General features: G+C 53.6%; 11 protein-coding genes. 5 read left to right on the top strand and 6 right to left on the bottom strand.

Annotation, left to right across the window (positions count from 1 at the left end):
- Positions 1-36: 36 nt before the first annotated feature.
- Positions 37-711 (top strand): DUF2982 domain-containing protein, encoded by a 675-nt coding sequence (locus ACWAU4_RS14675; protein WP_454290311.1) that lies wholly within the window; start codon positions 37-39, stop codon positions 709-711.
- Between the two features lie 106 nt (positions 712-817).
- On the opposite strand, the gene ACWAU4_RS14670 is transcribed toward ACWAU4_RS14675, so the two are convergent.
- The 6 genes from ACWAU4_RS14670 to galU all read right to left on the bottom strand — a co-directional run bounded on the left by ACWAU4_RS14670 (position 818) and on the right by galU (position 7,427).
- A complete protein-coding gene (locus ACWAU4_RS14670) occupies positions 818-3,085 on the bottom strand; it encodes an OmcA/MtrC family decaheme c-type cytochrome (RefSeq protein WP_454290310.1) in 2,268 nt (755 codons plus the stop codon).
- Between the two features lie 288 nt (positions 3,086-3,373).
- A complete protein-coding gene (locus ACWAU4_RS14665; protein WP_454290309.1) occupies positions 3,374-4,348 on the bottom strand; it encodes a LysR family transcriptional regulator in 975 nt (324 codons plus the stop codon).
- Between the two features lie 154 nt (positions 4,349-4,502).
- Entirely contained in the window at positions 4,503-4,907 is a 405-nt protein-coding gene (locus ACWAU4_RS14660) for a bactofilin family protein (protein WP_025010908.1), read from the bottom strand.
- A 116-nt stretch (positions 4,908-5,023) separates the two neighbouring features.
- Entirely contained in the window at positions 5,024-5,503 is a 480-nt protein-coding gene (gene napF / locus ACWAU4_RS14655) for a ferredoxin-type protein NapF (RefSeq protein ID WP_208124904.1), read from the bottom strand.
- Between the two features lie 2 nt (positions 5,504-5,505).
- Positions 5,506-6,519 (bottom strand): UDP-glucose 4-epimerase GalE, encoded by a 1,014-nt coding sequence (gene galE / locus ACWAU4_RS14650; protein WP_208124903.1) that lies wholly within the window; start codon positions 6,517-6,519, stop codon positions 5,506-5,508.
- Positions 6,516-7,427, bottom strand: coding sequence for a UTP--glucose-1-phosphate uridylyltransferase GalU (galU, locus tag ACWAU4_RS14645; protein ID WP_100145791.1), 912 nt, complete (start codon positions 7,425-7,427; stop codon positions 6,516-6,518). The genes galE and galU overlap by 4 nt, the downstream gene beginning before the upstream one ends.
- Before the next feature lie 286 nt (positions 7,428-7,713).
- Here galU and phhA point away from each other — a divergent pair, with 286 nt between their 5' ends.
- The 4 genes from phhA (at position 7,714) to ACWAU4_RS14625 (ending at position 11,886) form a co-directional block, all read left to right on the top strand.
- Positions 7,714-8,505, top strand: coding sequence for a phenylalanine 4-monooxygenase (gene phhA, locus ACWAU4_RS14640; protein WP_025010904.1), 792 nt, complete (start codon positions 7,714-7,716; stop codon positions 8,503-8,505).
- Positions 8,506-8,559: 54 nt separating this feature from the next.
- Positions 8,560-8,898 carry a 4a-hydroxytetrahydrobiopterin dehydratase gene (locus ACWAU4_RS14635; RefSeq protein WP_025010903.1) on the top strand — a complete coding sequence of 113 codons (339 nt, stop codon included), beginning with the start codon at positions 8,560-8,562 and terminating at the stop codon, positions 8,896-8,898.
- Positions 8,899-9,096: 198 nt separating this feature from the next.
- The gene (gene tyrR, locus ACWAU4_RS14630) at positions 9,097-10,635 is read left to right on the top strand and encodes a transcriptional regulator TyrR (RefSeq protein WP_025010902.1); all 1,539 of its coding nucleotides are present in this window, start codon (positions 9,097-9,099) and stop codon (positions 10,633-10,635) included.
- A 261-nt stretch (positions 10,636-10,896) separates the two neighbouring features.
- Positions 10,897-11,886 carry a fumarylacetoacetate hydrolase family protein gene (locus tag ACWAU4_RS14625; RefSeq protein ID WP_025010901.1) on the top strand — a complete coding sequence of 330 codons (990 nt, stop codon included), beginning with the start codon at positions 10,897-10,899 and terminating at the stop codon, positions 11,884-11,886.
- Positions 11,887-12,029: the final 143 nt, after the last annotated feature.

The raw sequence follows: 12,029 nt of genomic DNA, 5'->3' as shown, positions 1-12,029 counted from the left end.
CGGCTGACAAGCCGCTGACAATAGAGCGAAAGCGTTATGGAAACTATCACAATAAGGCCGGGCAGCAAGCGCAATGGCATTACACTGACCCTGGCCGGAGGGCTGGGCGTTGTCCTGGGTTTGGTGCTGTTTATCGGTTGGCCCTGGATGTTTGCGCCCGGACTGGTTTGTTTCGCCCTCGGGGCCGTGTCATTGGTGCTGGGAATTGCCAAGCAGCTCGAGCCCCATGTCAGTCTTGAATTCAGCGCAGAAGGGCTGAGATTCTTTCATCGCCGCGGCAGCTTGTTTGTGGCCTGGGATAATATTCAGCGGCTGGATCAGCCCAGAGTCACCCAAGGTATGGAGCAACTGACGCTGCCCTATGTCGGGCTCAAGCTCAAACGTATCAATCCGCTGCTGGATGCCATTTCACCCAGGTTGGCGACCGGGCTCTTGTCGGAGCAGCGGCCCTTGTTGATGACAGCTGCCGCCCAGGATGAAGAGCTGCAAACACTGGAAGCGGCACTCAGCGCCGAGTTTGAACCCCTGACGGTCAATAATGAACGCTACCGAGGTGTATTGGCCATGTTTGGTCGCCGCTGCCTGACGCTGGACAAGTACTTGGGGTATCACCTCTATATTCCCGTGGATGCATTGGATCAACCGCCGGAGAGCTTTGTCCATAAACTGCGACAGCTGTGGCAGCAGAGGGTGTCGGCTACTGAGTTGTAAGTTATGGCTTAAGTAAGTTGAGAAAAGGCAAGGGGACCCGGTTGGGTCCCCTTGTTGTTGCAGAGTTGAGGGAGGGCCTTGCAGGGACAGCCCTCAAGGTACGGTACTAGTGAGCACCCCCTGCGTGTACCTTATCTACGCCATAGGTCTTTCCTTCGGCGTGACAGGTGGCACAGGACTCAACCGGTAGGTTGGCGTCTGTGGCAGCATCACCGGCAACTAAGGCACCATTACTCTTGAAGTGGGCCAGAGCGGCCGCATCAGAGTGAGCGTGACAGGTACGGCAGGATTCGGCAACCGGGGAGATATACTCGGTTGCTGAAATCTTGATCCCACGCTTGGCGGATGTCAGACCTCCGTCGGCGGCGAACAGCGGTGTGTCGTCTTTGTGGCAGGCGGTACACTCGGTTTCCACTGCAGGGTAGCCATGCAGCTCGCCTGAAGCGTCACGGAAGATGGCGGCTTCACCCCAGTTACCACTGTGGAAGCGGTGGGCAACTGTCATCAGATCCCGGTTGGCATACAGGAGTCCGGGGACTTCGGCAAATATAGGATTGCCATCGGCATCCAGATTACCTGTATTGTACTCGGAGGTGCCGTGATAGGAGCCATCATAGCTGTTGTTGTGGCAGTCCATACACTGATCGAAGGTGTAGGTGCCGTGGCGGGTACCCTTGATATAGTCCAGGGTGCCGTGACAGGCATTACACTTGGCTTCGCTGGCGCTCATCCGTTCTGCAATGGCAAAGCGGGCTGTGACAGCATCACCACCATCAAGGTTATAGAACTTAACGCTTGAAGTGGCGCCAATCGGATTGACGGCATCGAATGGCATGCCTTCGGCACAGGCGGCTATCTTACCTGAGTTATCGACACAGAAGTTAGCCTCGGTACCGACGTAAATGGTGCCCATCGCCTGAGCTTCCGGTACATCAGCAGTCAGGGTCAGCACGCCATTGACGGCGTTGCCGCTGGCTAGACCGGGCCTGCTGCCCCAGCGGGTGACTTCGCCTCTGGTATCCACATTGCCTATCAAAGTAGCGTCTTTATTGAGCACCGCCAGTTGAGCTGCATCTGTCAGTGGTTGACCATTGAAGCTGACATTGGCTGTGATGGTGACTAGTTTATTGCCGGCTGTGGTAGAAGCTACAGCCGTGGCAGAGGTGAATTCAACGGTCAACAGCTCAGCATATTCAGCCCGTTTACCCACTTTGTGAGCTTGCATAGGGCTGAGTGCTCCGCTGCCATGACAGGACTGACATTGGCTGTCATCTGTCTGGGCCAGGTTGAAGTCTGAGTGGCCGGCGCCGGTTTCAAAGTTGACATTGATATGGCAACCGACACAGGCTTCACGGTAGATATTGGCGTTCCAGGAGTCACCGTTGTTGTGGCAACTGGCACAGTTGTTAATTTCTGCCGGGAAGCCGATTTCACCGAAGTACTCTTTGGCTTCACCTGAGAGGAAGCCAGCGATGTGATGGCCGGCATGCAGCCTGTGAACCATGGGACCGAAATCAAATACCCAACCTTCGGCTTTTTGGGCTTCGTTCGGTACCAGAGCCGGGTTGTGGCAGGCAACGCATTTCTCTGTGCTTTGGTAGTTGTGGTGCGCGTTTATCTTGGCGATGCGGCCTTCGACTTCACTGTGGCAGGCAATACAGGCGGCATCTGTTACCGTGTCTTTACCTGTGGCTTCAACCAGTTCGCCGGATGCCGGAATATAATCCAGCGGCGTAGAGAGCACCTTGTCTGCTATGGCTGTGCCACTGGCATCCTTGAGGTTATAGGCGCGCAGGAACAGGCGATGAGGTGCGCTGAGGTTGTCGTTGGCATTCATAATGGGGGCGACCCCGTCATGTGCCCAAGTGCCGGTATAGGTACCTGGCTCGGCCGGATCTTCAACCAGGAGACAGGCATCGCCAGTCTGACCTCTGGAGCTATAGGTGCCATCCAGGGTGCAATACATGGAGCTGCCCAGTTCCTGAACCGTGGCATTATTGACCCATTGCAGCGGTGCACCGCTGCCCGAGTCATTGCTCATGGCGGTAATAGAGTAGAGGGCGACCTGATCCAGGCCAGTCAGAGGGACTCGCTCCCCTGAGCTGTTGGTGGCCGAAGCCTTGAACTTGAGGGCGAAGGTTTCGCCGCCTGCCAGTGTGTTGTCGGCCGGCACTATCTCGAAACTGACATCGCCGGCACTGATAATGGTGGAAGTACTTGAACCTGCGGGGGCACCTGGCTGTCCGGGTTCGCCTGGTATACCAGGTTCACCGGGGGCTCCGTCTTTTCCGTCCTCACCGTCCCCGCATGCGGTAAGGCACAATAGACTGGTCAGAGCCAGCGCCAGTAATGACTTATTGTGTTTTTTCATCATAGCGTCCCTTTATTCAAATTATGGGTACTGCCTTTGCAGTTATTTGAATATACATACATCTAAAGTAGTAGTTTTGATTTATTGTTTTATTTGTGAAATACGAGTTAATAAATTGATAAAGAAATGACGAGTGGCGAAATCGGTAATTTCAGTTTTTGAAATTACTGAATGCACAGAGTTACCAGCGGAAGTTGGCTATAAGTAGCAGATAGTTTTGGACAAATGGGAGAATGGGCTGATTCTGAAGGTAGCAAAGATGCCAGGTAATGAGCCGGAATCAATCAGTTCTCAATATTCAGCCTTGGGGTAGAGTTCTTGAGTGACCAGGTTTAACAACAGTTTTCTTTGTTGTTCGGAGTAACGGCGATAGCTGGGGGCCTTTTCTACCAAGGAGTAGCTTGGCAGCGAAAATGCCCGGTGGAGTTTAGCCACTTCGGTCTCGGGCAGATGTTGCACTCTCAAGCCAGGCATGCCTTCAATAAGCGCCATTTCATTGGGGGTGCTGAAGGCTACACTGCCCATGGTCAACAGATGAGCATGCCATTCTTCCCTGTCGTGTACGGCGTGCACCTGGGATAGGGGAATGCCTTCCTGCTGACAGAAGAGCTCCATGGGATCCATGCGCTCGTTGAAGCCCTTGATAGTCAAGTAAACGAAAGTATATTGGCTGATATCTTCGAGGGTGATGGCCGGCGATCTTTGCCACAGGGGATGATCTTCGCGGCTGACAACACATACCCCCATGGTTTGCCCGAGCGAACTCAGAATGAGATCCAGCTGTTCGGGGTGCTCCAGGCAGACCCCCAAGTCCAGTTGCCCACGGTGAATTTTTTCTGCTGAATCATCTTGCCAGGGATAGAGTCTGATCTGGCCCAACTGCTGTTGAATGTTCGTCTGTCCCAGTTTCATCGCCAGCGAGGAAAGTAACCCATGCGCTACGGCTACATGAATACAGATATCGCTCGAGGGCAGACGGCTCTGATGAACTTGTTGTTCCAGACGGTGCACTGAGTGGATGAAATCGCAAACCGGTTGGTATAGATTCTCCGCCAGAGGTGTAGGCTTGAGTTGTTGCTGACGGCGATAGAAAAGCTCGTCATCAAAGGCCAGCCTGAGCGCGGCCAAACAGCGACTGACCTTGGGGGCGGAAACCGCCAAATCTCTTGCCGTACAGTTGGCATGCCCTGTCTCATAGATGTTCTTGAACACCATGAGAGTAAAGATATCCAATTCGCACAACTGCTTGAGTAATCGACTCGTCACTTACATCCATCCCGCGGCTTTATACCACTTAGGGAGTAGATGTTAGCTCTCCGGGCAGCGCATTACTGTGACTGAGCACCATTCTGTGCTGCTTTTGTATATTTTGTGAACAAAGTGTGATGGAGATCCTGTTGCAGGATCCCATACTTTAAACTCATTCCTGGGTTTGCAGCCTCAACTCGGTAGCCGTTTCGCTGTCATTACCCAGCTGTTTCAGCAGATTGACCTCTTCTTTGACTCTCATGCCGATAAATTGGCCACCTTCGAAGATCTCCATCGACTTACTGGCCACTTCACCTTCGACAGTCCCTGTGCCGCAGATGGTCAGTTTTTCACAGCAGAGCTTACCGCGAAACAGTCCGGAGACCTTGAGCTCCTGGCAGGTGAGTTCGCCATCAACCAAGCCGTTGGCTTCTATGGTCAGCTTGCTTTCGGCGTTGATTTTTCCATAAATGGCACCGCCAACCAGAGTCTCGCCATCGAAGTGACTCTCACCGGTGATTTTGCTGCCCTGGGCAATATATGTGAGCCCCGTCGTTTTTTTGCTTTTACCAAACATAATGCTTTTTAAGAGTTTTTTCTCAGGGAAGGCCCGATGTTACCCGTTATTGAAAAAGAACAAAACCACTAAAATTTGGCGCTGTGGGAGTCAGATTTTTGGCTCCCGGATGGGAGTCAAGCGGGGTCTGGCTCTACCAGCTTGATGGCAGAGGCGGGGCAGGGGGCAATGCAGGCGCCGCAGCCGCTGCAGCGCTCGGCATCCAGTACAGGTAGAGCGGTAGCCCCTAAAAGGGGCGGAAAGCGGATCGCCCGCTCGTCGCAGGCATCCTTGCAGCTTTGGCAGACAATACCCTGGCGGGCGAGGCAGTTGTCGGCAAATTGGGCTATAAGCTGCCAAGGCGCTTCGCTAAGAGGCCTGAATACCGGCTCTGCACAGCTGGTGACACAGGCTTGGCAAAAGCTGCATTCGGCGCGCTGGAAGTTAAGCTCCGGAAAGCCGCCATCCCCCTTGATAAGCACTTGGGTCTCGCAGGCATCCACACAGGCGCCGCAGCGAGTACAGGCGTCGATAAATTCCGCTTCCGGTTTACTCCAGGGCGGCCTGACCACATTACTCTTGCGGCGACTGAACAGATGTCTGCGGGATAGATCCATGACTAACCCTTGTAACCGTTAGGATTGTTGGATTGCCAGTTCCAGCTGGAGTCGGCCATATCCTGCAGGCTGTGCTCTGCCTGCCAGCCCAGCTCTTTGGTGGCATGGGTAGGGTCGGCATAACAGGCGGCGATATCGCCGGGACGACGCGGGGCAAACTCAAAGGGGATCGCCTTGTTGCAGGCTTTCTCAAAGGCTTTGACCATCTCAAGTACGCTGTAGCCCTGGCCGGTTCCCAGATTATAGGTGACCAGGCCCGGATTGGTGGCGAGTTTATCCAGTGCCTTGAGGTGGCCTATGGCCAGGTCAACCACGTGGATATAGTCGCGCACACCCGTGCCGTCTACCGTGGGGTAGTCATTGCCGAATACGCTGAGTTTATCGCGCTTGCCGACGGCAACCTGGGCGATAAAGGGCATCAGATTGTTGGGGATATCGTTGGGATCTTCACCGATGCGGCCGCTCTTGTGGGCGCCGACCGGGTTGAAATAACGCAAGCGGGCGATGTTCCAGCTGGCATCGGCCGCGGCCAGGTCCGCCAGAATATGTTCCACAATCAACTTGGACTGACCATAAGGGTTGGTGGCGCCGGTGGGGAAGGCCTCGGTGATCGGCAGACTGGCGGGATCGCCGTAAACTGTGGCCGATGAGCTGAATACCAGGTTGCGAACGCCATATTCTTTCATCACCTGGCACAGAATAAGGGTGCCGGTGACATTATTTTCATAGTATCTCAGCGGTTGGGCGACGGATTCACCCACCGCCTTAAGGCCGGCGAAGTGAATAACGGCTTCGAAGCTGTGGTCACTGAAGACTTTCTGCAGGAATGCCTTGTTGAGAATATCGCCTTGATAAAAGAGCACGCTCTTGCCGCTGATCTCTTCGACTCTGGCCAAGGCTTCGACACTTGAATTGCTCAGGTTGTCTATCACCACAACCTCTTTGCCCGCGGCCAAGAGTTCAACCAGAGTGTGGGTGCCAATATAACCGGCTCCACCGGTGACCAAAATTGTCATGCTTTACTTCCTTTAACCAAATCGCCCAGATAGGCGGCAAATTCACGTCCAAGCTCGGGGTGGCGCAATGCATGTTCCACCGTTGCCTGCATATAACCCAACTTATTGCCACAGTCATGGCTCTTGCCACGCATGTAGTAAGCGTTGACCTGCTGGCTTTGCATCAACATGGCAATGGCATCCGTGAGCTGGATTTCATCACCGGCACCGGCCGGCGTCTTGCCAAGCAAGGGCCAAATGGCGGCAGGTAGCACATAGCGGCCCACTACAGCCAAGTTAGAGGGGGCTTCGTCGACATCCGGTTTTTCAACCAACTTAAGCAGAGGCTGGGATTCGCCCGGCTTAAGGTCGTGGCCGTTGACATCGGCTATTCCGTATTGGTCTACCTTCTCGTGAGGCACACCCTCGACCATGATCTGCCCGGTTCCTGTGCGATCGAACAGGCTAACCATTTCGGCCAGGTTATCGCGGGAAAGATCGCTAGCGGCATCGTCTATCAACACGTCCGGCAGCAGCACGGCGAACGGCTCATCACCTACTACCGGACGAGCACAGAGAATGGCATGTCCCAGCCCTTTGGCCTGAGCCTGGCGGACGCTGATCACAGTGACATTTTGCGGGCAGATGGACTGCACTTCATTGAGCAGTTGCCGCTTTACCCGGCGCTCAAGCTGGGCTTCCAGTTCAAAACTGGTATCGAAATGGTTTTCAATGGAGTTTTTACTGGCGTGGGTAACCAGCACGATTTCCTTGATGCCGGCGGCAATGGCTTCGCTGACAACATATTGGATCAAGGGTTTATCTACTACCGGCAGCATCTCTTTGGGAATGGCCTTGGTGGCCGGCAGCATTCGGGTGCCAAGACCCGCAACGGGGATTACCGCCTTGCGGATGGTGGTCGATTTTATCGGCATTCAGATACCTTGGGTGCTCGGGATAAATCAGCCCCTATTGTAATGCAGTGGCACCGAAAAGCCATTTGCAAAAAGGGCTAATTTCCCTGGAAATATGCAAAAAAGCCTGTTTGGAGCACAAAAATAAGCTTCTGAGTTCACAGAGTTAAATACCAATTCGTAACTCAATCTTTACAAATCTTCTTCACTGGTCGCCGGAAATAAAGTGTGACCTGGTTAACAAAAGTGTGGCCTTGAGTGAACATGAAATCAGAAATGATTCAGGCAGTGAGTATGGACTATGAGTAAAGCAACTCAATATGTGGCCCGTCACCCGGGCAGTGATGGCCGAATAGATTACCCGCAGGACGAGCACGCCATCTGGCAGGAGCTGTATGCCCGTCAGGAACACAACTTGCCGGGACGTGCCTGTGACGAATACATGCAGGGACTCAAGGCGTTGGACTTGCCCAAAGACAGGATCCCGCAACTGGGTGAGCTGGATACCGTGTTGCAGGACACCACGGGCTGGAAGACGGCGGCGGTGCCGGCGCTTATCTCATTCGGGCGCTTCTTTGAACTCCTGGCCAACAAGGAGTTTCCGGTGGCAACTTTTATCCGCAGCAGGGAGGAGTTTGATTACCTGCAGGAGCCGGACATCTTCCATGAGATTTTTGGTCATTGCCCCTTGTTGACCAACCCGGCCTTTGCTCATTTCTCCCATATTTATGGTCAGCTGGGGCTTGATGCCAGCAAGGAAGACAGGGTCTTTTTGGCGCGTCTTTACTGGTTTACCGTGGAGTTTGGTTTGCTGCGTACCCAGACCGACGGCCTGAGAATTTACGGTGGCGGCATTTTGAGCTCGCCGGGCGAGACGCTGTACGCCTTCAGCGACACACCGGAGCGCAGACCTTTTGAACTGCTGGATGTGTTGCGCACTCCCTATCGGATAGACATTATGCAGCCCATCTATTACGAGATAGAACATATCGATTTTCTGGATGAAATCGCCCGCATGGACATTATGAAGGCGATTACCCAAGCCAAACGACTGGGACTCTTTACCCCCAAATTTCAACCCAAAGCCAGCTGATACTGGCGGTAATGGCCTGCGTGCAAGCATGCTGGCCACTTTCAAGGAGATGTTATGACTGAACTGGCCAATATGAAGTGCGAAGCATGCCGCGCCGATGCTCCCAAGGTGACAGATGCCGAGCTTGCCGAGCTTATTCGGATGATCCCGGATTGGGGCGTACAGGTGCGCGATGGCATCATGCAGCTGGAGCGGGTTTACAAGTTTAAAAATTTCCGGCAGGCAATGGCCTTTAGCAATAAGCTGGCGGACTTGGCTGAAGAAGAGTTTCACCACCCGGGGATCCTGACCGAATGGGGCAAGGTGACTGTGACCTGGTGGTCGCATTCCATTAAGGGGTTGCACCGTAACGACTTTATCATGGCTGCCAAGACAGACCAGTTGCTGGATTAATCTTTTCCTAATATATTCAGTGTGTTGATTGTCTCTTCACACTGAATCCTTTCCCTTTGTTACAAATCCGCTGTAAAGCGAGCTTGCCACTTGTGTCAGAACCTTCTAACGTATAGGGCGCATTTTTACATCGCCTGCCGACCTCTTCATGCAGGCGATAATCCCAAAGAATCTGAATTATAAAAGGGAATGACAGTTATGCGCTTGGAAGTCAGTTGTCAGGATCGCGTTGGTTTAGCCAAGGATATTTTAATGGTGCTGGAGCGATACGGGATTAACCTTATCGCTATCGACGCCAGCAACAAGGGATTCTTATATTTGCAGTTTGCCGAGGTCGGCTTTGAGACCTTGAGTGAGTTGATGCCCCAAATCCGTAAGGTGGAAGGGGTGCACGACGTCAGAACCGTTTCCTTTATGCCCTCGGAGCAGGAGCATTACGCCCTCAAAACCCTATTGAAAACCCTGCCGGATGCCGTGTTTTCCCTCGACGGTAAGGGACGTATTCGTATCGTCAACGAGTCGGCCTTGCTTATTCTGGAAATGGCCGAACATGAAGTAATAGATGAATCCCTCAATCACTGGGTGCAAGGCTTCAATTTTGGTCGCTGGCTCAGTGAGCCCAAGGTGTTGGCGCAGGCTACCCGGGTTGCTATTGGCAGCAACGAGTATCTGGCCGAGATGCTGCCCATCTATCTGCCGGATGAAAACGACAAGAGTATTCTCGCCGGCGCCGTGGTGGCACTCAAGTCACCGGCGCGGGTGGGCAAACAGTTCAACGCGCTGCAGAGCCAGAGCAGTGGCTTTGATTCAGTACTGGCCGTCAGCGACAAGATGAAAGAGGTACTCAAGCAGGCCAAGCGTATGGCACAGCTGGATGCGCCTTTGCTGATCACCGGAGAAACCGGCACAGGCAAAGAGCTGATGGCCAGGGCTTGTCACGATGCCAGCATGCGGCGGGAGAAACCCTTTATTGCCATCAACTGCGCCGCCATGCCAGACAGTGCCGCAGAAGAGGAGCTGTTTGGTTATGTCAGTAAGGGTGAAGTGGTTAAGCGGGGTTTCTTTGAAGAAGCCAAGGGCGGCACCGTCTTCCTCGATGAAATTGCCGAGATGTCCAAGGCCGCTCAGGTCAAATTGTTGCGCTTGCTGCAGGATGGCAGTTTCCGCCGTATCGGCGGCGATGTAGAGGTGCGCGCCGATGTCCGTATCATCTGCTCGACCCAGAAGAATTTGGCGGAGCTTTGTCAGACAGGTGAGTTCCGTGAAGATCTCTACTACCGAATTCATGTACTGAGTTTCCATATGCCGGCGCTGCGTGAACGCAGGGTCGATATTATCCCGCTGACGGAAATGTTCCTTGAACACTACAGCCAGCAGCTTTCCAGCCCGGTGCGGCGGATCTCGGCGTCCTGCCGCGATCACCTGTTGACCTATGCCTGGCCCGGTAACGTGCGGCAACTGAAAAACGCCGTGTTCAGAGCGGTATCCATGTGGGACGGTTCGGCCGAATTGACCATAGAACAGTTGAAACTGCCTTCCTATGCCGAAGGTTTTGGCTATTTCGACAAGGAGTTTGAAGGCACCTTGGATCAGGCCATGAAACAGTTTGAAGCCGGTTTGCTGCGGCGTCTCTATCCGGCGTACCCCAGTACCCGCCAGTTGGCGAAAAAGTTGGGGGTATCCCACACCGCCATTGCCAATAAACTCAGGGAATATGAGATCAGCAAGAAGCGCTGAAGCCCTGTAAAGCGGATTTGCCGCCGGAACGGCTGAAATTTAGGCTATCTTTGAGCGCAAAGCCTTTGCCGGCGCTTGCTGATGGCAAGCGTCAGTGAAAGTTTACAAACTCATTCCCGTGCGGGCTAAATGTGAAGTGAGTCACAGAGTTTTCATTGCCTGCAGCATGAGGTATTACTGGCGGGATAACAGAAACGGATTGAGCCGGGCACATAGCCTGATGAAAACCATTAATCCGGGCAGAGACAGGAAGGAGCAGGTATGAAATTAGCGACATATGACAATGGACGCCGCGATGGTCAACTCATGTTGGTCAGCCGGGATTTGAAGAAGACAGTGGCTGTCCCCGCCATAGCCCAGACCATGCAGCAATTGCTTGACAGTTGGTCACTGCTGGAACCTCAGCTCAGAGAGCTTTCCGATGCCCTGAATGCCGGCATGTTGGATAACACCCAGGACTTTGACGAGAGCCGTTGTTTGTCACCTTTTCCCCGCGCTTACCAGTGGGCCGACGGCAGCGCTTATGTCAATCATGTTGAGCTGGTACGCAAGGCCCGCGGCGCCGAAATGCCGGAGTCTTTCTGGACAGATCCCCTGGTCTATCAGGGCGGTTCAGACAGTTTTATCGCCCCCAGAGCCGATATCCCGCTGGCAAGCGAAGATTGGGGCATAGACTTCGAATCGGAAATTGCCGTGGTTACAGATGATGTACCCATGGGCGTGAGTGCTGAAAACGCCGCCTCTCACATCAAGCTGTTGATGCTGGTTAACGATGTGTCGCTGCGTAACCTGATCCCGGCCGAGTTGGCCAAAGGCTTTGGCTTTTTCCAGTCCAAACCTTCCAGCAGTTTTTCGCCGGTGGCAATCACCCCGGATGAGCTGGGGGATAAATGGCAGGATACCCGGGTTCACCTGCCGCTGATCACCCATCTGAACAACGAACTGTTCGGCAAGCCCAATGCCGGGGTGGACATGACTTTCAACTTTGCTGAGCTGATCGCCCATGTCACCAAGACCCGCCCCCTGGGCGCCGGTGCCATCATAGGTTCGGGCACCATTTCCAATTATGACAGAAGCGCAGGTTCCAGCTGTTTGGCCGAAAAGCGCATGCTGGAAGTGATTGCCGAGGGCAAGGCGGTAACGCCATTTATGGGCTTTGGAGACAGGGTCAGAATCGAAATGCTGGATGATGCCGGGCACAGCATCTTCGGCACGATAGATCAGCAGGTAGTTGAGTATATAGCCGAGTAAAATAACTCGGTAACAAAACGGGGCTCTCTGAAGCCCCGTTGGTTTTTATACCGGCTTGGTATTACCTTCGAATGTGTCAGCGTTAAGGCTTTGGATAAAACATCACCAGGGCGGAGTCGCAATCTAAGGTTAGCGAGCTTTGG

Source organism: Shewanella sp. FeAMO (assembly GCF_053653955.1).
Note: the sequence above shows the minus strand (reverse complement) of the source record. Positions and strands in the feature narration are given on the sequence as shown.

Excerpts from the sequence above, each read along its gene's own strand:
- ACWAU4_RS14675 (WP_454290311.1), top strand. The coding sequence starts at position 37 with ATGGAAACTATCACAATAAGGCCGGGCAGCAAGCGCAATGGCATTACA.
- ACWAU4_RS14670 (WP_454290310.1), bottom strand. The coding sequence starts at position 3,085 with ATGATGAAAAAACACAATAAGTCATTACTGGCGCTGGCTCTGACCAGT.
- ACWAU4_RS14660 (WP_025010908.1), bottom strand. The coding sequence starts at position 4,907 with ATGTTTGGTAAAAGCAAAAAAACGACGGGGCTCACATATATTGCCCAG.
- napF (WP_208124904.1), bottom strand. The coding sequence starts at position 5,503 with ATGGATCTATCCCGCAGACATCTGTTCAGTCGCCGCAAGAGTAATGTG.
- galE (WP_208124903.1), bottom strand. The coding sequence starts at position 6,519 with ATGACAATTTTGGTCACCGGTGGAGCCGGTTATATTGGCACCCACACT.
- phhA (WP_025010904.1), top strand. The coding sequence starts at position 7,714 with ATGAGTAAAGCAACTCAATATGTGGCCCGTCACCCGGGCAGTGATGGC.
- ACWAU4_RS14635 (WP_025010903.1), top strand. The coding sequence starts at position 8,560 with ATGACTGAACTGGCCAATATGAAGTGCGAAGCATGCCGCGCCGATGCT.
- tyrR (WP_025010902.1), top strand. The coding sequence starts at position 9,097 with ATGCGCTTGGAAGTCAGTTGTCAGGATCGCGTTGGTTTAGCCAAGGAT.
- ACWAU4_RS14625 (WP_025010901.1), top strand. The coding sequence starts at position 10,897 with ATGAAATTAGCGACATATGACAATGGACGCCGCGATGGTCAACTCATG.